Source organism: Streptomyces sp. NPDC052396 (assembly GCF_044593195.1).
Taxonomy (GTDB): Bacteria; Actinomycetota; Actinomycetes; order Streptomycetales; family Streptomycetaceae; genus Streptomyces.
In genome coordinates, this window is sequence record NZ_JBIUAW010000006.1 from 223,524 (window position 1) to 242,752 (window position 19,229).

Sequence of the window (19,229 nt, forward strand, 5' to 3'; positions counted from 1 at the left end):
CCCCGAACCGGAAGACGAACCCGTAGGAGCACCATGCGCCTCCCCTCCCATACCGTCGGGCTGTCCGCCGCCCTCGCGCTGGCCGCGGTGACCGTCACCGGCTGCGGCGGTGGTGCCGAGGCCGAGGAGAGGTCCGCCGCCGCCCCGGATGCCCGGGGTGGTGACTCACTCACCCCGCCCGCGACCAGCGAGAAGCCCGCACCGCCTGCCGCCATGCTGCCGGGCGCGGCCCGGGTGGTGCGGCCGGAGATCGCGCCGGCCGGCGGTGAGACCGTGGGCGTCGGGCAGCCCATCGCCATCGTCTTCAAGCAGCGGAAGGTGGCCAAGGAGCTGCGGGCCGGAATCGAGGGACGGCTGAAGGTCTCCACCTCGCCGAAGATCGCCGGAGCCTGGCACTGGAACGAGTCCAAGGGCGACACCAGGCTCCACTTCCGGCCCGAGACCTACTGGCCGGCCGGCACCAAGGTCACCCTGGACGCCCGTCTCGCGGGAGTGAAGCTGGCCGGGGGCACGGCGGGCGACCGCGACCGGAGGATCTCCTTCACCATAGGGGACTCCATGGTCAACACCGTTGATCTCAAAGCCCATACGCTGACCATGGTGCGCAATGGGAAGACGCTGCGCACCATTCCGATCAGCGGGGGCGACGAGAAGAAGTACCGGACCCGGGACGGCATCAAGACCATCCTGGCCAAGGAGGGCCGGGTGGTGATGGACTCGCGGTCCATCGGCATCCCGCGCAACCACCCCGATGGTTTCTATGGCTCCTATGACTTCAGCATGCGGGAGACGGTCAGCGGTGAGTATGTGCATGCCGCGCCCGACAACGCCGAGTCCTTCGGCAAGGCCAACGTCAGCCATGGCTGCATAGGCATGTCCACCGAGAACGCCAAATGGCTCTATGGGCTGAGCCGCAAGGGCGACGTGGTCCAGGTCACCGGCAGCTCCGGCAAGCCCATGGATCACTTCGGCAATGGCTATGGCGACTGGAATCTCGGCTGGCAACAGTGGCTGGACGGCAGCGAGTTGGGCGTGCGCACCGGGTGAGTGACGGAGTTCTCCACAAACCTGCCGTCATCCACAGCCCTGAACGCGCCGCCCCGCGTTTCCGTATGGTCAGGGAACGGCCGGATCGGCCGAAGCGGCTGGACCGGCCGGACCGGCCGGAACGGCTTGGCGTGGCCGGCGCGGCTGGAATCCCGGCCGGGGAACGAAAGGCGGTGGACTGCATGGCACTCCTGGGGCGCGGGAATTCACGCGGGTACACACGGACGGACGTCCTGTCCCGCCGGCCCGACCTCTCCCGGTACGCACTGCTCCCGCTGCGGATCTTTCTCGGGGTGACCTTTGTCTACGCGGGGCTGGACAAGCTCACCGACTCCGCCTTCCTGGCGGCCGACGGGCCCGGCTCCATTGGAGCGTTGATGCACTCGGTGCGGGACACGGCGGCCCTCCCCGGACTGGTCGACCTGGCCCTGAAGGCCCCGGCCGGCTTTGGATACGCCATAGCCGTGGGTGAACTGGCCGTGGGGCTGGGCACCTTGCTGGGCCTGTTCGCCCGTCTCGCCGCCCTCGGCGGGGCGCTGATCTCGCTCAGCCTCTGGCTGACGGTGAGTTGGCCGGCCACGCCCTACTACTACGGCAACGACCTGGTGTACCTGATGGCTTGGCTGCCACTGATACTGGCGGGCGCGCCCTTGCTCTCACTCGACGCCTCCTGGCGGGGGCGCACCTGAGGGGCCTCGTCGCCCGGGGAGTACGGGTGGGCGTGATACGCGCCCCGCAGGGCCGTGCCCGCAGTCGGCCTGCGGGCAGCTGATATCGGCGTGCAAGCCTTCGCCAAGGGGCCGGCGGGTGAGCAACATGCCGGTGACGCCACCGCCGCCGCCACCGTCACCGCCGAATCAGCCCCGCACCCGCCCCCGTTCCACCGGATCCGTCCCGCGGGCCCGGTGCCGGCGCACGGCGTAGGTCAGGGAGGACACCAGCCCGGCCAGGCAGAAGCCGACGGCCAGGGCGGGCAGGATCAGATAGGAGGGGAAGTGCCACCAGCCACGGACCGCGGCGAGATAGGCCAGGCAGCCGCCCAACAGGACGATTCCCACCACGAGTTTGCCGGGTTCGAAGTCATGCCGTCGCACGGGTCACCTCCACCTGGCCCACGCCGGTCTTGAGCCGTAGTTCCACCGTGCCCCGGGAGGCGTGCCCGGCCGGCGGCCGCAGCGTCACATGCTTGTGCTGGGTGAACTGGACGTCGACGTCCTTGGGGTCGGTGCCGGGCAACTGGATGGCGCCTATGCCGGTTTCGATGCGCAGGTCCGCCGTGACGTCCTGAGGGAGGACGACTTTCAGCTTCCCGGCTCCGGCCTCCGCGCGGGTGCTGACCGTGGGCGCGGCCGGTCCGCCGGTCTTGGGCCAGGGCAGGCCGGTGAGGTCCAGCACGCCGATGCCACTGCCGATCTGGTAGCCGGGGCGCACCTCGGCGGCACTGATGGGCCGCCAGGTGGTCCGGGCCCAGTGGGCGGTGACCGTCTTGGGCAGGGCGGCGGCACCGGCCAGCAGGGCGGCGATGAGCACCGCGGTGGTCACCGTGCCCCCGCCGGTGCGCCCGTACCGGGAGCTGACCGCGATGCCCAGGCCGAAGACGCCGAGGGCGCAGGCCAGGCCGATCTCCAGGGTGGTGCCCAGCGGATGGCCGTGCCAGGTCAGGTTGGTGCTGACGCAGAAGGCCAGCACGGCCAGCAGGAAGATCCAGCCGCCGAGCTGCCGTCCGTCGTGGACCCGGGGCGGGCGCCGGGGGGCAGCCACGGGCGCGGTATCGACCGGCTCGTCGTCCGGGCCCCAGAGGTAGCCGGTGTCGGCCGCGGTCGTCCTCGGTATGCCGTCCTTGGTGATCGGGTCGCGCCACCAGGACGGGGCGCCAGGGGGCGGCGGCGCCAGCGTCTCCGGGGGAGCGTCCGGCTGGGACTTGTGCGCCTTCTGGACCCCGGGCGCGGATGGCTCGGCCGCCCCGCCGTCGGCGCCCCGGCGCCGGAAGGACCAGTAGGCCGCGCCTATGAGAGCGAAGGAGAGCATGAGCGAGAAGGACATCGCCCCGCTGTTGTTGATCATGGACAGGAAGAGTCCGCAGCCGACCAGCGCGCAGAGCACCGCCGTCAGCGCCGGGCCCTCCACCCGGCCGGACAGCATCCGCCGGCCCTCGTTCTCCTCCTCGCCTTCCAGCGGGATGAGCAGCCAGGCGAAGCCGTACACGATCAGCCCGACGCCGCCGGTGACCGCCAGTACGCCCAGCACCACCCGGAAGATCACCGGGTCGACGTCCACGAAGCGGCCCAGCCCGCCGCACACGCCGGAGAGCACCTTGTGCTCGCGGCTGCGTCGCAGCGGCGGCCGGGCGTCCCACGGGGCGGCGGGTGGCGCCTCCGCGGACTGCGCGTTCTGCGCGTTCTCGGTGGGGGGTGCGTCGGTCATAGGCACATGGTGTCAACCGGAACGGCGGCGCGGCATCCGTGGTGACCCTGGCCGTTCCCTGAGATCACCCCTGAGACCCGCCCGGTTAGGGTGGCTGATCGAACATGTAACTGGAAACCGGAGGGGTGCGGTGACTGAGTCGGTGTCCGGGCCGTTGCTCGCCGGCCGTTACCGGATCCTGGACCGGATAGGGCGCGGCGGCATGGGCACCGTCTGGCGTGCCGAGGACACCCTGCTGGCCCGTCAGGTGGCGGTCAAGCGTCTGCACGTTCCGCCCGGCCTGTCCGACGAGGACCTGGCCACCCTCTATGAGCGGACCCGCCGGGAAGCGAGCAGCGCGGCCCGGATCAGCCACCCCAATGTGGTGGTGGTGCACGACGTGGTCGAGGACGAGGGGCTGCCGTGCATCGTGATGGAGTACGTGCCCTCGCGGACCCTCAGTGACCTCCTCAAGTCCCGCACCCTCACGCCGGAGGAGACGGCCCGGATCGGCCGCGGAATGATCGCCGCCCTGCGCGCGGCGCACGCCGCCGGGGTGCTGCACCGGGACGTCAAGCCGGGCAACGTCCTGCTCGGCGCGGACGGCCGGGTGGTGCTCACGGATTTCGGCATCGCCTACTCCGCCGGCAACTCCACGCTGACCAAGACCGGCGAGATGGTCGGCTCCATCGACTACATCGCCCCGGAGCGGGTCAAGGGCGCCAAGCCCAGCCCGGCCGCCGACCTGTGGGCGCTGGGCGCCACGCTCTACCAGGCGCTGGAGGGCCGTACCCCGTTCCAGCGGGACACCCCCGTCGAGACGGCCTATGCGATCGCCGTGGATCCGCTGCAACCCCCGGTGAACGCGGGGCCGTTGACGCGGCTGGTGGAGACGCTGCTGGCCAAGGAACCGGAGCTGCGGCCCCCGGCCGAGCTGGTGGAACAGATCCTGCGCGAGCCGGCGGCCGAGTCGGCGACGGTGCGGATGCAACAGATGAGCCGGATGAATCCGCCGGCAGCCCAGGAACCCCCGGCGGTCCAGGAACCCCCGGCGGCCCCCGCGGTGCGGCCACCGGCCGGCCCGGCCGGCCCGGAGGCCGTGGCGGCGACCGCCGCCCTCTCCGCCCCCGAGCCGGACCCGGCCAAGCCCCGGCCGGGCCGGGGACGCACGGCGCTGTGGGCCTCCTCGGCGGTGGCCGGAGTGGTGGCCCTGGCGGCGGCGGCCTATGTGCTGACCCCGGGCGAGCGGAAGGACGACAGCGCGGGGCCGGAGCCGAGCGCCCCGTCCGCGACCCGGTCCGCCCCCTTGTCCCCGGCGCCGTCCCCGCCGCCGCCGGTGCCGCACGGCTACCGGCTGGCGACGGAGAAGGGGCTGGGTGTCGCCTTTCCGGTGCCGGAGGGCTGGACCCGCAAGCAGGTCAAGTCGATGGTCAGATACGTGGATCCGACCGGTCTGGCCGCCCTCGAGGTCGATGTGCTGGACCTGGCCGGACCCGACCACGTCCAGCACTGGAAGGACGTGGAGGAACAGACCAAGGCCAACCCGGAGATGGCCCAGTACCACCGGGAGCGGCTGCAGCCGACCCGTTACCGCGGCCGGCCCGCCGCCGTCTGGGAGTTCAGCTGGCAGGGCCGGGCACGCAAGTTCCGCGCCATCGACCTGGGCTTCGGGCAGGAGGGCGGCAATGAGTACGCCATCTATCTGTCCGCTCCCGATGCCCAGTGGGACCACTACCGGCCGGCCTTCGACGCGGTCCGCGACGGACTGCGCCTCAACGGCCACTAGGGGGACGGGCCATGCCGGAACCCCGGGTCCGATCAGGGACGACCCCGATACCGCGGCGGCCTCCCCCATGTGACGATCGAGGCATGACCGGCGCAACGACGACGCAGCCCCGGGCAGGCGCCGCCTACGCGCTGCCCGCCACCGACCCCACCCCCGTGCGCAAGCTCTACCGCAGCGCCGAGGGGCGGATGCTCGGTGGCGTGGCGCGTGGCCTGGCCGGACACCTGGGCGTGCCCGTGTCCTGGGTGCGGCTGGTGTTCCTGGCCCTCCTGATGGCGCAGGGCATCGGCGCCCTGCTGTACGCGGTGTTCTGGTTTGTGGTCCCGCTGGGCGTGGGCGGAGTGGAAGCGCCGCGCGCGGACGAGGAGTTGACCGAGGACGGCCGCCGGCTGTTCGCCCGCAAGCCCGACCGGGGGCAGCTCTTCGCGCTGCTCGCCCTGATCGTGGGCGCCGCCATCCTGCTGGACCGGCTGCACCTGGGCCGGGCCAATGTCTATGTCTGGCCGCTGGTGCTGATAGGGGCAGGCGTCGCCCTGGTCTGGCGGCAGGCGGACAACGCCCGCCGGGCCCACTGGATGGAGGTCAGCCGCAGCAAGCGGGTGCTGCCACTGGCCCGCGGCGCGGCCGGGGTGCTGCTGGTCGGCGCGGGCGTCACCGGCATAGTCGTCCTGCAGAGCTCGGCCCAGCACCTGGGCACCGTGCTCCAGGCGTCCCTGGCCGTCCTGGTGGGCATAGCCCTGCTCGCCGGTCCCTCGGTGGTGCGGATGACCCAGGACCTCTCGGCGGAGCGGACCATGCGCATCCGCGCCCAGGAGCGCGCCGAGGTCGCCGCCCATGTCCATGACTCCGTGCTGCACACCCTCACCCTGATCCAGCGCAACGCCGAGGACTCCCGGGAGGTGGCCCGGCTGGCCCGGGCCCAGGAGCGGGAGCTGCGCGCCTGGCTGTACAACCCCGAGGGGCGGGGCAAGGACGAGGCCGAGGAGCCGCAGACCCTGGCCGAGGCGGTCAAGGCGACGGCCGCCGAGGTCGAGGACTACCACGGGGTGCCCATCGAGGTGGTGGTGGTCGGCGACTGCCCGCTGGACGAGAAGCTCGGCGCCCAGCTGCAGGCCGCCCGGGAAGCCATGGTCAACGCCGCCAAGTACGGCGGTGACGGGGGCGCCGTCCAGGTCTATGCCGAGGTCGAGGGCCGGACGGTCTTCATTTCCGTGCGCGACCGGGGGCCCGGTTTCGATGTGGACGCCGTTCCCGAGGACCGGATGGGCGTCCGCGAGTCGATCATCGGCAGAATGCAGCGCAACGGAGGCACGGCCCGGCTGCGGTCCGCGCCGGACGGGGGAACCGAAGTGGAGCTGGAGATGGAGAGGGTGGAGAAGGCGTCATGACGAACGGGCCTGAGGAAGCACCGGTGGAGCGCCGGGTACGGGTCGTGCTGGTGGACGATCACCGGATGTTCCGCACTGGGGTGCAGGCCGAGATCGGGGCCACCGAGCGCACCGGTGTCGAGGTCATCGGGGAGGCGGCCGATGTCGACCAGGCGGTCACGGTCATCACCGCCACCCGCCCGGAGGTTGTGCTGCTGGACGTCCATCTGCCCGGCGGCGGCGGGGTGGAGGTGCTCCGCCGCTGCGCGGCGCTCTCGGCGGCCACCGAGTCGCCGGTCCGCTTCCTCGCCCTGTCCGTCTCCGACGCGGCCGAGGACGTCATCGGTGTCATCCGCGGCGGCGCCCGTGGCTATGTCACCAAGACCATCACCGGCACCGACCTGATCGACGCGATCTTCCGGGTCAAGGATGGCGACGCGGTCTTCTCGCCCCGGCTGGCCGGCTTTGTCCTGGACGCCTTCGCTTCCACCGACGCCCCGCCGGTCGACGAGGACCTGGACCGCCTCACTCAGCGTGAGCGCGAGGTGCTGCGGCTGATTGCCCGGGGCTATGCCTACAAGGAGATAGCCAAGCAGCTGTTCATCTCGGTGAAGACGGTGGAGTCCCATGTTTCCGCGGTGCTGCGCAAGCTCCAGCTGTCCAACCGCCATGAGCTGACCCGCTGGGCCACCGCCCGCCGGCTGATCTGAGTGGGGCCTGATCCGACCGGTGGTGCTGACCGGGGGTGAGGGAGGCAAAAGGTGCCTGAGGGAACCTTCCGGTTCGCTTTGTCGTCTAGCTAGTCGAAAGTGAGGCTCTCGATCAGCAGGGCCACGGCCCGCCCGGGCCGAGATCCGGAAACGCGAGTCCGAACGAGAGCCCATGAGTCTGACCGGGACGCCCTTCTTCCTGACCACGATCGTGCTGACCGTGGTGGCGCTTGTGCTGCCCCTGGCACTGTGGTCCAGGGTCGGCGGCCCACGGCTGTTCAGGCACCTCACCCGGTTCCTGATGCTGATATTCGCGCAGGCCACGGCGATAGCCATGGTCTTTGTCGTGGTCAACAACGCCAATGGCCTCTACGACAACTGGGACGACCTGCTCGGCACCGGTGACCACGTCAAGGCCGCCGCCAACCTGGGCAAGGACGGCACCGGCGGCAAGTCCATCAAGGACCTGCCGAAGGTGAAGCAGAAGTTCAAGCCGGCCTCCGACCCGCGGATGGGCGAGGGCGTCCAGCAGACCGAGCTCAAGGGCCAGGTCTCGGGCGTCGAGGGCGAGGTCTATGTCTGGCTTCCCCCGCAGTACAACGACCCCAAGTTCCAGCACAAGAAGTTCCCCGTGGTGGAGGTCCTGCCGGGCTTCCCCGGTTCGGCCAAGGCCTGGTTCGGCAGCCTCGATGTCAACACCCAGGTCAAGCCCATGATGGAGCGGGGCGAGGTGGCGCCGTTCATCATCGTCGCGCCCCGCACCAACCTGCTGGCCAATGGCGTGGACACCGGCTGTGCCAACATCCCGGGCACGGTCAACGCCGACACCTGGCTCACCTTCGATGTCCGGAAAATGGTCATCGACAACTTCCGGGTGACCGACAAGCCCGACGCCTGGGCCGTCGCCGGCTACTCGGCCGGCGCCCACTGCGCCGCCAAGCTGGCCATCGCCCACCCCGACCGCTACCGGGCCGGCGTCAGCCTCTCCGGCTACAACGACCCCATCGCCGAGCGCGTCTCCCTCACCTCCAAGTCCCCGCAGCTGCGCGACGAGAACAACCCGCTGAAGATGCTGGCGCACGCCAAGACCCCGCCCAGGATCTCGCTGTTCATCTCCGGCCAGGAGAACGACGGCTATCTGGCCGGTATGGCGATCAAGAAGGTGTCCAAGCCCCCGACGCTGGTGAAGGTGGAGAAGATCCCCGACGGCGCCGGCGGCCACCGCACTTCGGTGTGGAAGGAACAGGTCCCCGATGTCTTCCGCTGGCTGACCCAGCAGGTCACCTACTAGGCGGGCCGGCGGCCGGGTCAGCGGCGGGTCAGACCGGCCGGGACGCCCCCGCGAATGGCATGGAGTCCACCGGTGCGATCCGCACCGGGGCACCCGGGTGCGGGGCGTGGATCATCTTCCCGTCCCCCACATAGAGCCCCACATGGCTCACCCCCGAGTAGAAGAACACCAGGTCACCCGGTTCCAGCTGGCTCCGGGCGATCCGCTGCCCGGCGTTGATCTGGGTGTAGGTGGTGCGCGGCAGCGACACCCCGGCCGCCTGCCAGGCCGCCTGGGTCAGCCCCGAGCAGTCGAAGGACGAGGGTCCGGTGGCGCCCCACACATAGGGCTTGCCCAGCGCCGAGTAGGCGAAGGCCACCGCCTGCGCCGCCCGCGCCGAGGGGGCCCGCACCGCGATGCGCGGTGCCGAGCGGCTCGCCCGGGCGTCCGGGGCGGCGGAGCCGTCGGCCGTGTCACCGTCCCGCACCGCGGCCCGGTCCGCGGCCGGCAGCTGGGCCAGCAGCTCCCTGGCCGCCGCCAGCTTGGCCTCGATCTCGCGCTTATGGGCCGCCAGCGCCTGCTGCTCCCGGTGCAGCTCGGCCAGCTTGGCCTCGGCACCGGCCCGTACCTGGTTCACCTCGCGCAGCTCCTGGTGCACCCGGGAGACGGCGGCTGCCTGCTCGCTGCCCTCGCGGTCAACCAGCGAGGCCTGGTCCAGGAACCGCTGCGGCGAGGAGGCGAACAGCAGCCGCACCGTGGAGGGGATCCCGCTGCTGCGGTACTGGGCGGCGGCATACGAGCCCAGGGCGTCCCGCGCCTGGTTGAGCCGCTCGGTCTTGCGGGCCGCCTCGTCCTGCAGCCGGTCCAGCGCCGTCCGGGCCTGGTCGGTCTTCTCCTTGAGCCCGTCGTACTGCTCGGTCGCCACCTCGGCCTGCCGGTAGTAGCGGGTGACCTCCGCCTTCAGCCGGTCCGGGCTCTGCTGGGGCGCGGCCTGGCCGGTGCCCTCCAGAGCCGTGGCGGTGGCGGCACCCGCCAGCGCGATGGTCGCCGCGGTCCGGGCGGTACCGCCGACGAGCGGGTGCTGCTTGGGCTTTCGGTGCGACGCCACGGTGGCCGTCACTTCCTTCCGGTCCGGCAAGTGCTGACCGGCGGCGGCCCGTACGAGGGGGAGAGGGCGGGCCACCGCCGTCTGGGGCAGGACGCTAAACCGCGGCATCGCCCGGTAACGCGCATGACTGTTACTGGCTGAAATCGGTGGTGACTTGACTGGTGCTGGTCGGACATTTCGGATGCATGCAGAGTGAACTGGTCCGTGCTTGACCGAGGTGGTGATCTCGCCGCCCCTCGTGCCGGGTGAGTGGTATGGGCCGGTTAGGGTCGATGTCCATGGACGTACTGATTCACGCCGTGATCGGCCTGCACATCATTGGCATCGCAGCCCTGCTCGGCGGCTTCCTGACCCAGATGAAGGCACTGGGACAGGGGGAGGGGCGAATGGTTCCGGCCATGCTGCACGGCGCGCTGACCATGCTGGTCACCGGCGTCGCGCTGGTCGGCCTCAACCAGGCGCAGGGCGCCACCGTCAACACCGTCAAGATCGGCGTGAAGCTGGCACTACTGGTCGTGATCCTGGGCCTGGTGTACATCAAGCGGGACGAGGAGAAGGTCGCCTCCGCCGCCCTGGGCACGGTGGGCGCCCTCACCGCCACCAACATCTTTATCGCCGTGCTGTGGACCTGAGGGCCCCATCGGCCGAACCCGGACCGAGTGTCGGCGGTCCCGCCTAGACTCGGACAACGATGAGCAGCCTCTTTGACGACAGCTTCCTGGCGGACCTGGCCCCCTCCGAGGAGGAGCCCCCGCCGCCCCCGGAGGACGCGCCCGCCGAGCCGGTGCCGCACGACCTCTTCGGGGGCGCCTTCGACGTGCCCGTCCCCAGGGAGGCCTACTACCGCGACGGCGCCCCGCGCCCCGTGGCGGACCCGGCCGCGCTGCTGGACGGGATGAACGAGCAGCAGCGCGCCGCCGTGGTGCACTCCGGCTCGCCGCTGCTCATCGTGGCCGGCGCCGGTTCCGGCAAGACCCGGGTGCTCACCCACCGCATCGCCCACCTGCTGGCCACCCGCGGCGTCCACCCCGGCCAGATCCTCGCGATCACCTTCACCAACAAGGCCGCCGGGGAGATGAAGGAGCGCGTCGAGCACCTCGTCGGCCCCCGGGCCAACGCGATGTGGGTGATGACCTTCCACAGCGCCTGTGTGCGGATCCTGCGCCGGGAGAGCAAGCGGCTCGGCTTCACCTCGTCCTTCTCGATCTATGACGCGGCCGACTCCAAGCGCCTGATGGCCCTGGTCTGCCGGGATCTGGACCTGGACCCCAAGAAGTTCCCGCCCAAGTCCTTCAGCGCCAAGATCTCCAACCTCAAGAACGAGCTGATAGACGAGGAGTCCTTCGCCGCCCAGGCCGCGGATGGCTTCGAGAAGACGCTCGCCGAGGCCTACGCCATGTACCAGTCGAGGCTGCGCGAGGCCAACGCGCTGGACTTCGACGACATCATCATGACCACCGTCCACCTGCTGCAGGCATTCCCGGACGTGGCCGAGCACTACCGGCGCCGCTTCCGCCACGTCCTGGTGGACGAGTACCAGGACACCAACCACGCCCAGTACACCCTGGTGCGCGAGCTGGTGGGCACCGGCGAGGAGGCCGCCGAGCTGTGCGTAGTCGGTGACGCCGACCAGTCCATCTATGCCTTCCGTGGCGCCACCATCCGCAACATCCTCCAGTTCGAGGAGGACTACCCCAGCGCCACCACCATCCTGCTGGAGCAGAACTACCGCTCCACCCAGACCATCCTCAGCGCCGCCAACGCCGTCATCGAGCGCAACGAGAACCGCCGCCCCAAGAACCTGTGGACCGAGGCCGGCGCCGGTGCGTCCATCACCGGATATGTCGCCGACACCGAGCACGACGAGGCCCAGTTCGTCGCCGATGAGATCGACCGCCTCACCGACGCCGGTGAAGCCAAGGCCGGCGATGTGGCGGTCTTCTACCGGACCAACGCCCAGTCCCGTGTCTTTGAAGAGATCTTCATCCGGGTCGGGCTGCCCTACAAGGTCGTCGGCGGAGTGCGCTTCTACGAGCGCAAGGAGGTCCGGGACGTCCTGGCCTATCTGAGGGTGCTGGCCAACCCCGAGGACACCGTGCCGCTGCGCCGCATCCTCAATGTGCCCAAGCGCGGCATCGGCGAGCGGGCCGAGGCCATGATCGACGCGCTCTCGCTGCGCGAGAAGATCAGCTTCCCCCAGGCGCTGCGGCGGGTGGACGACGCCTATGGCATGGCCGCCCGCTCGGCCAACGCGGTCAAGCGCTTCAATGCGCTGATGGACGAGCTGCGGACCATCGTGGAGTCCGGTGCAGGTCCGGCCACCGTGCTGGAGGCGGTGCTGGAGCGCACCGGCTACCTCGCCGAGCTCCAGGCATCCACCGACCCGCAGGACGAGACCCGCATCGAGAACCTCCAGGAACTCGCCGCCGTGGCCCTGGAGTTCGAGCAGGAACGCGGCGAGGAGGAGGGCGCCGGCACCCTGGCCGAGTTCCTGGAGAAGGTGGCCCTGGTCGCCGACTCCGACCAGATCCCGGACGAGGACACCGAGGGCACCGGCGTCATCACCCTGATGACGCTGCACACCGCCAAGGGTCTGGAGTTCCCGGTGGTCTTCCTGTCCGGCATGGAGGACGGCGTCTTCCCGCATATGCGCGCCCTCGGCCAGACCAAGGAGCTGGAGGAGGAGCGGCGGCTCGCCTATGTGGGCATCACCCGGGCCCGCGAGCGGCTGTATCTGACCCGGTCCAGCATGCGCAGCGCCTGGGGCCAGCCCGCCTACAACCCGCCCTCGCGGTTCCTGGAGGAGATCCCCGACCGGTTTGTGGAGTGGCGCCGCACCGGCTCCTCCAGCCCCTCGGCGTCGGTGTCCGGCCTGGCCTCCGGCTCGCTGTCGTCCTCGCGCGGCGGGGCGTCCTCGCTCGGTGGCGGCAGGTCCGGGCCGAGCGGCTTCGCCACCCGGCGGGCCAAGGACCGTCCGGTGGTCTCCCTGGCCATCGGCGACCGGGTCACCCATGACTCCTTCGGCCTGGGCACCGTGGTCGCGGTCAAGGGCAGCGGTGACAACGCCGAGGCGACCATCGACTTCGGCCAGGACAAGCCCAAGCGGCTGCTGCTGCGGTACGCACCGGTCGAGAAGCTCTGATCCGGGGGCCGCGCGGGTCCCTGGAGTGCGGGCGTCAGGTCGGATCGAGGCCGTGGCCGCGCAGCCACGGCAGCGGGTCGACCGCCGACCCATTGGGCCGTACCTCGAAGTGCAGGTGCGGCCCGGTGGAGTTGCCGGAGTTGCCCGAGTAGGCAATGACATCACCGGCCTTGACCTGCCCTGACCGCATCCGGGTGCTGCTGAGGTGGCAGTACCAGGTCTCGGTTCCGTCGGGGGCGGTCACTATGGCCATGTTTCCGTAGGCCACGTTGTACTGGGTGCGTACGGTGCCGTCGGTGGCCGCCATCACCGGGGTGCCATAGCTGACCGGGAAGTCGATGCCGGTGTGGACGGACATCCAGTTGACGCCGGCCTGGCCGAAGAGGGCGCTGAGGCCGTGCTGGGTGACCGGCAGGGCGAACTTGGGCCGCTCCGCCTCCTTGCGGGCCGCCTCCTCCGCCTTGCGTTTACGTTCCTGCTCCTGCCGCGCCTTGAGATCCAGGCGTTCCTGGGTGCGGCTGGCCCGGGTGGCGAAGTCATCGGCGCCCCGGCTGAGCCCGGCGAGCTGGGTGTCCAGTTTGCTGTTGGCCGCGGAGAACTTCACCGAGGTGTCGGCGGCGGATGCCTGGGTCTGCTTGGCGTCCGGGCCGCCGGTGGAGGCGACGGACGCGGCCGCGATGCCGGCCACTCCCATCACGGCGACCGAGGGCACCGCGACGGTCAGCAGCGCCTTGCGGCGCGGCCGGTAATCGGCCTTGACCTGGGCGCCCTTGCGGCGGCTGCGGACGTGCGGCGGCTGCCCGGAGGGCGCGGCGGCTTCCGGGGCGGCCTCCCGGGCCGTTTCCTCCCCGGTCATCTCCGGCGGGATGACAACCGCCGCCATGGTGCGGGTGTCGCAGTCGGCCACGGACGGGATCACGGAGGGGGCTGCCGACGGGGCCGGGGACCACTCCGCCGGGTCGGGCCGTGGGTCCGCCGGCACCGAGACCAGCGTCGGGTCGTGCTGGGGCGCGGCGGCCGGCTCGTCGACGGTGGCATAGGCGCTGGTGTCCCAGGTCTGGGTCTGCCCGGTGGTGCCGTTGGCCCAGGCGTCGTCCGGGCGGTGTCCCCAGCCGGTGCTCTCCCACTGCCCGCTGTCCTGCGGGTGCCCGGAGTATCCGGTGGCCTGCCAGTCCTGGAACATCTGCTGGCCATGGCCGCCGGTGTCCCAATGGCCGGAACTGGTCCATTGGCCGGAGGAGTCGGGGGAGGCGGGAGAGTTCCACTGCCACTGGCCGGAGTCCCCGGCGGCGGGCCACTGGCCCGTGTGCCGGCCGGAGTCCAGGGCGCTGAAGTCCCAGACCTGGGTCTGGCCGCTGCCCCAGCCGCTGGTGGTGTCCCACTGCCCGGAGCCGTCGTATCCGGCGGGGGCGTAGGCGGTGGTCTGCTGCTCGTACGAGGCGTACTGCCCATGGGACTGCCCGTAGGGGGTCTGCCCGTAAGCGGTATCGGGAGCGGGAACGGTCGGGCCGGGGCCCGCCGACGGGTGACGGTCGTTCACCACCACTTCCATTTCGCCTTGGGAGCAGGAGAAGTAGCGGCGACTGTACCCGGCGGTATGCGAGGGCCACAATCTTCCGGACGTTTTGCAGCGCCGTCGCCTGGGCAATTGGCCGCCTTTCGGTGGACCCCACCCAGAGGACTCGCTTTGACGTTCGAAAAAGGTTCGAAATTTATCGGGCGTGGTGGATGCGATCGACGGTTCGGAACCGGTCTTTCGGAATCAGGCCACCGATACCGCTTCCGAGGTGCCTCCCGACTCCTCCTCCGTGGTCAGGGCCTCCCGGACGCTCGCCACCACCGCCCAGTGCACCGGCAGCGCCAGATGTCCCACGCCGCTCACCCGTACGTTCCGCGACAGCAGATCCGGGTGATCGAGGCGGGCGGTTTCCACCGGGACCATCACCTGGTCGAGTTCACTCCAGAAGCTGATGAACCTGGTGCCACAGCCGGGGGCCGGTTCGGCGAGTTCCGCTATCACCTCCGATTCCGGGCGCAGTTGCCGCACCAGCGGGTGCGCGGACATCAGCGGAGCCACCCGGGTGCCGCGGTGCGGAGTGGCCAGAGTGACCAGAGTGCGGATACGGGCGTCCCCGCCCAGCCGCTGTATGTAGTAGCGCGCCACCAGGCCGCCCAGGCTGTGCCCTATGACATCGATGCGCGGACTCCCCGTCCGGGCGCACAACTCCTCGACCTGGCGGCCGAAGAGCACCGCGGCGGCGCGCAGATCGCTGGTGAGCGGCGAGTAGTTGTGGGACTCCACCAGCGGCCAGCCGTGCCGGCGCAGTGAACGCCGCAGCAGTACGAAGACCGAGCGGTTGTCGATGAATCCGTGCAGCAGCAGAACCGGCGGCCGGTCGCCGGGCTCGGCGGCGCCCGGCGGCACCGGCGGCGGGCGGCGCTCCTGGCGGACCCCGGTGGGATACAGCAGCAGATGGACCGTGAGGATCAGCAACTCCAGCACGGTGGAGCGAACCAGCGCCGGCGAGGGGCGCAGGGTGGTGGAAACAGCGGGCAAGGCGCCCATGACCGACCTCCCGAACGGCACACAGAGCAGAGCTCTGTCCCCCCGTGTGCCCTCATGGGCAGCTGTGCGCGGCCGTCGTACCGCCGCGCCGTGCGGCTGTCGGCACGGTGGTACGAAGGCCTCGTCGCGGCTCCCCTGGCACCCGCCCCGTGGTCCGGCGGTTTCGGGGCCGGCCCGGCTGCCCGGCGGCGCCGATGGGCCGACGGCCTGGGCGAGGCGCGGGGAAACGGGATCGGTGCGTAGCGAACGTGGTGTCCCACGTGTGATTTCCCCCTCGCTATCCTCCGCGAAACGGCGGGTTGCGGGATGCTGGAGGCAACGTTCGTTAACGTCCCCGGCCCGCCGGCCGCGAGGAGGCTCGCGGCCGGACGACGGCAGGCGCACATGGAGGCAGTGATGGGAGTGACCGGTCCGATCCGCGTGGTGGTGGCCAAGCCGGGGCTCGATGGACACGACCGCGGGGCCAAGGTCATCGCGCGTGCGCTGCGGGATGCCGGGATGGAGGTCATCTACACCGGCCTCCACCAGACGCCCGAGCAGATCGTGGACACCGCCATCCAGGAGGACGCCGACGCCATCGGCCTGTCCATCCTCTCCGGGGCGCACAACACCCTTTTCGCCAGGGTGATAGAGCTGCTCAAGGAGCGGGACGCGGAGGACATCAAGGTCTTCGGCGGCGGCATCATCCCCGAGGACGACATCGCCCCGCTCAAGCGGCTGGGCGTGGCCGAGATCTTCACTCCGGGGGCGACCACCACCTCGATCGTGGCGTGGGTCAACGCCAACATCCGCCAGGCCGCCGGAGCTTGACCGGCCCATGGGCGCGGGCGGTCGGCCGGGGCCGGTCATGGCTCCAGCTCCGCCCGCATCACGGCCCGCAACCGCAGGGTGTCGACCAGGCGTTGGAACGCTTCGGTCCAGTAGTCGAAGGCGCCCGGTGAACTCCTCGGGTGCTCGGGCTGGTCCGGGGCCCCGACCAGGGCCTGCAGCCGGTCGGCCTGGCCCGGGTCCAGGCAGCGCTCGGCCAGGCCCATCACCCCGCTGAAGCTCCATGGGTAGCCGCCGGACTCCCGGGCGATGTCCAGCGCGTCGACCACGGCCCGGCCCAGTGGCTCCGCCCAGGGGACCTCACACACGCCGATCATGCGGAAGGCGTCCGGCAGCCCATGGGTGGCGATGAACTCGGCCACCCAGTCCGCCCGTTCCGCGGACGGCAGCGCGGACAGCAGCTTGGCCGGATCCCGCCAGGAGGACTCCTCGGGGTCGGGCGGCGCGGCCGCCGGGCCGAGCAGGGCCCGTGACCACTCGGTGTCCCGCTGCTGGACGGCGGCCCGGCACCAGGCCGCGTGCAGGTCCTGTCGCCAGCCGTCGGCCACCGGCAGGGCCACCGCCTCGGCCGCGCCGCCCACCCCCAGGTGCGCCGGCCAGACGGCCAGCGGGGCCGCCTCCACGATCTGGCCCAGCCACCAGGACCGCTCCCCCCGCCCGGGCGGCGGGTTGGCCACCACGCCGTCCCGCTGCAGGGCGGCGTCGCACTCATGGGGGGCCTCCACCGCGATCAGCGGGCCCGCTCCCCGCACCCGGTCCCGGCCGACACAGCCGCGGGCCCGGCGCGCCATCCGGGCGGCCAGCGCCGACTCCGGCAGCAGGGCCAGCAGCCGGGCGGCCAGGGCCCGTACATTGCGGCTGCGGTCGGCCAGGGCGGCCTCCAGGAAGGGCTCGTCGGCGAGGGAGAGCCCGTCGTGGAACGCGTCCAGGAACATCAGCCGGTCCTCGGCCCGTTCGCTCGCCCAGGTGCCGGCCAGCAACTCCCGGGCCGCGCCCGGGTCATGACGCCGGAGGGCCGCGAGGACCGCCGACCGCTCCGCGAACAGCCCCTCCCGCCAGACCCGTTGCCGGTCGGCCGGTTCGGTGGCGGCCGGCCCGGCCGGGCGGGCGCGCAGCGCGTACTTCCACTGCGGATTGAGCCGGGCCAGCCAGCGGGCCCGGGCGCCGCCCAGCAGAAGCACTTCCTGGCGCAGATCGCTGCGGGCCCGGGCCGCCTCCAGCAGGTCGGGCAGCAGGGCGTCCGGCGCCCGGTAGCCGCGCAGGTTGGCGGCGGCCAGCCACTGGGGCAGCAACTCGACCAGATCCGGGGCGCTGCCGCGCCGCCCGCCGGGCCCGGCCCGGTCGGCCAGCAGCAGGGCCAGCCGCCGCCGGGCGGCCTCCGGCAGGCCGGGACGCGGATCCTCGGGGGCGGGCTCCGGCCGGGCCCGCGCGGTGGCCGGCAAGGCCCCGGCCCGCCGCCGCACGGTGTGCACGGCGGCCGCGTCCAGCAGGGCCAGGGCCGGATCCTGACCGGGACGGGCGGTGGGCGCGGCACGCCGCTCGGTGCCCAGCAGGGCGGTGCTGACCAGTTCGTCCCAGGTGGTGGTGTGCATGGGGATGCCTCCGTGCCGAGAGTGGGTGATGGTGGGGGAGCCGTGCCGTCACAGGGCCACCGGCTCCGGCCCCCAGGCGGCCAGCGGGGTGAAGCCCCGATGGCCGTGTTCGCCGAAGACCGTCACCGGCCGCCCGCCGGATATCGCCGCCAGCCGCCACAGCTGGGCCCGCTCGCCGCACCGCGGGTCCACGGGCAGCGCCAACTCGCCCCGGGCGTCGGCCAGTTGCCAGCCGTGCTCCGGGTCCGGTATCGGGGTGACCGCGGCCAGGACCACCGGCCAGGCATCCAGCCAGGGGTCCCCGCACAGCGCCTGGGCGTAGGCCCGCAGGGCGGCCGCGGTGTCGCCGCCCGGCGGTGGCTGCGGACAGGGCGCAGGCAGCCCATGGCGGACGCCCAGCGCGGCGCGCAGCGGACTGACCGACGGATGGAAGGCCAGCTCGGCGTCCAGGGCGGTGCCCACCGGCAGCGACAGCTCCGGCGTCCGCCCGGCTGCGCCATAGGACAGCAGCAGCGCCATCCGGCCGGTGTCCCGGCCGCGCAGCCAGATCCGGCGGGTGACCAACCGGCCGTCGTCGGCGTCCCGTTGGGCCAGCACCAGCCAGTGGTCGCGGACCGTGGTGGCCGAGGCCAGCAGGGCGGCGCTGTCCACCGGGATGCCGACCCGGGCGCGCACGGTGGCGGCCAGCGGCTCCGGAAGCCACTCCAGACGCAGAAAGCCCTGGTTGAGCGTGTGCAGCAAGGCGCACTCGGCCAGCAGCCGGGAGGCCCGGTCGGTGCCCGCCCCGGCGATTGAGCCCAACTCCCGTGCCCGGGCCGCCAGTCCGGGGGCCTGGGCGTCGACCATCCGGGCCGCCGTCTCCTCCCACCGCGCGGCCGATCCGGCCCCCTCCGCCGCCAGCCCGCCGCGCAGCAGGTCGGCCAGCCGCTGCTCCAACTCCCCGGCTCCGTCGGCGATTCGGCGCAGCCGCAGGCCGGCCCGGTGGCGGGCGGCCTCGGCGGAGCCGGGAGCCGGACCGCCCGAGTGCTCGTCCGTCTCACGGCCGGCCCGGTCGCGGCGCCGGACCAGCCAGTCGCCCGCCCAGTCCGGCGGTCCGGCGTCCGAGACCGGTACCGACTCCTGGCCCGCCGACCACAGCAGCAACAGCCCCAGCGCATGCTTGCACGGGAACTTGCGGCTCGGGCAACTGCACCGGAATGCCGGCCCGTTGAGATCCACGACCGTTCGGTACGGCGTGCCGCCGCTGCCCGCGCAGTGGCCCCACACCGCATCCCCCCGCGTGCCGGTGCCCGACCACGACCCCGGCACGGCGAGCCGGCCGCCCGCCGTGCGTGATACGTCATCAGGCGCCAGCGCGAGCACCTGCTCCGAAGTCCAGCGTTCCCCCTGCCCAGTCATGTCACCGAAGTT

Annotated in this window: 16 protein-coding genes; 9 read left to right on the forward strand and 7 right to left on the reverse strand. The window is 71.8% G+C overall.

Features of this window, described 5'->3' with window-relative positions; translation table 11 throughout:
• The first annotated feature begins 33 nt into the window (after positions 1-33).
• Positions 34-1,047, forward strand: coding sequence for an Ig-like domain-containing protein (locus ACIHFE_RS17615; RefSeq protein WP_400107427.1), 1,014 nt, complete (start codon positions 34-36; stop codon positions 1,045-1,047).
• Between the two features lie 182 nt (positions 1,048-1,229).
• Positions 1,230-1,736: a DoxX family protein gene (locus tag ACIHFE_RS17620; protein ID WP_400107429.1), complete on the forward strand. Its 507-nt coding sequence runs from the start codon at positions 1,230-1,232 to the stop codon at positions 1,734-1,736.
• Positions 1,737-1,904: 168 nt separating this feature from the next.
• On the opposite strand, the gene ACIHFE_RS17625 is transcribed toward ACIHFE_RS17620, so the two are convergent.
• Positions 1,905-2,141 carry a hypothetical protein gene (locus tag ACIHFE_RS17625; RefSeq protein WP_400107431.1) on the reverse strand — a complete coding sequence of 79 codons (237 nt, stop codon included), beginning with the start codon at positions 2,139-2,141 and terminating at the stop codon, positions 1,905-1,907.
• Positions 2,128-3,471, reverse strand: a complete 1,344-nt coding sequence (locus tag ACIHFE_RS17630) for a PspC domain-containing protein (protein WP_400107433.1) — start codon at positions 3,469-3,471, stop codon at positions 2,128-2,130. Before ACIHFE_RS17630 ends, ACIHFE_RS17625 begins: the two co-directional genes overlap by 14 nt.
• 130 nt (positions 3,472-3,601) lie before the next feature.
• On the opposite strand from ACIHFE_RS17630, the gene ACIHFE_RS17635 reads away from it, so the two are divergent.
• From ACIHFE_RS17635 to ACIHFE_RS17650, 4 genes are all read left to right on the forward strand, one after another.
• Positions 3,602-5,236, forward strand: coding sequence for a protein kinase (locus ACIHFE_RS17635; protein ID WP_400107435.1), 1,635 nt, complete (start codon positions 3,602-3,604; stop codon positions 5,234-5,236).
• 83 nt (positions 5,237-5,319) lie between these two features.
• Positions 5,320-6,624 carry a PspC domain-containing protein gene (locus ACIHFE_RS17640; RefSeq protein WP_400107437.1) on the forward strand — a complete coding sequence of 435 codons (1,305 nt, stop codon included), beginning with the start codon at positions 5,320-5,322 and terminating at the stop codon, positions 6,622-6,624.
• Positions 6,621-7,313, forward strand: coding sequence for a LuxR C-terminal-related transcriptional regulator (locus ACIHFE_RS17645; RefSeq protein WP_400107438.1), 693 nt, complete (start codon positions 6,621-6,623; stop codon positions 7,311-7,313). Before ACIHFE_RS17640 ends, ACIHFE_RS17645 begins: the two co-directional genes overlap by 4 nt.
• Before the next feature lie 172 nt (positions 7,314-7,485).
• Positions 7,486-8,604, forward strand: coding sequence for an alpha/beta hydrolase (locus ACIHFE_RS17650; RefSeq protein ID WP_400107440.1), 1,119 nt, complete (start codon positions 7,486-7,488; stop codon positions 8,602-8,604).
• 28 nt (positions 8,605-8,632) lie between these two features.
• Here the strand turns inward: ACIHFE_RS17650 and ACIHFE_RS17655 are convergent, their stop codons facing one another.
• On the reverse strand, positions 8,633-9,691 hold the full coding sequence (locus ACIHFE_RS17655) for an NlpC/P60 family protein (protein ID WP_400107442.1): 1,059 nt from the start codon (positions 9,689-9,691) through the stop codon (positions 8,633-8,635).
• A gap of 278 nt (positions 9,692-9,969) precedes the next feature.
• Here ACIHFE_RS17655 and ACIHFE_RS17660 point away from each other — a divergent pair, with 278 nt between their 5' ends.
• Positions 9,970-10,323, forward strand: a complete 354-nt coding sequence (locus ACIHFE_RS17660; protein WP_400107444.1) for a hypothetical protein — start codon at positions 9,970-9,972, stop codon at positions 10,321-10,323.
• A gap of 59 nt (positions 10,324-10,382) precedes the next feature.
• Entirely contained in the window at positions 10,383-12,833 is a 2,451-nt protein-coding gene (gene pcrA / locus ACIHFE_RS17665) for a DNA helicase PcrA (protein WP_400107446.1), read from the forward strand.
• Positions 12,834-12,867: 34 nt separating this feature from the next.
• On the opposite strand, the gene ACIHFE_RS17670 is transcribed toward pcrA, so the two are convergent.
• A complete protein-coding gene (locus ACIHFE_RS17670) occupies positions 12,868-14,373 on the reverse strand; it encodes a peptidoglycan DD-metalloendopeptidase family protein (protein ID WP_400107448.1) in 1,506 nt (501 codons plus the stop codon).
• A 222-nt stretch (positions 14,374-14,595) separates the two neighbouring features.
• Positions 14,596-15,399 (reverse strand): esterase/lipase family protein, encoded by an 804-nt coding sequence (locus ACIHFE_RS17675; protein ID WP_400107450.1) that lies wholly within the window; start codon positions 15,397-15,399, stop codon positions 14,596-14,598.
• Between the two features lie 396 nt (positions 15,400-15,795).
• Between ACIHFE_RS17675 and ACIHFE_RS17680 the strand changes: the two genes are divergently transcribed.
• Positions 15,796-16,209, forward strand: a complete 414-nt coding sequence (locus ACIHFE_RS17680; protein ID WP_400107452.1) for a cobalamin B12-binding domain-containing protein — start codon at positions 15,796-15,798, stop codon at positions 16,207-16,209.
• Between the two features lie 35 nt (positions 16,210-16,244).
• Here the strand turns inward: ACIHFE_RS17680 and ACIHFE_RS17685 are convergent, their stop codons facing one another.
• On the reverse strand, positions 16,245-17,819 hold the full coding sequence (locus ACIHFE_RS17685) for a DUF5691 domain-containing protein (RefSeq protein ID WP_400107454.1): 1,575 nt from the start codon (positions 17,817-17,819) through the stop codon (positions 16,245-16,247).
• 48 nt (positions 17,820-17,867) lie between these two features.
• A complete protein-coding gene (locus ACIHFE_RS17690) occupies positions 17,868-19,217 on the reverse strand; it encodes an SWIM zinc finger family protein (protein WP_400107456.1) in 1,350 nt (449 codons plus the stop codon).
• Positions 19,218-19,229: the final 12 nt, after the last annotated feature.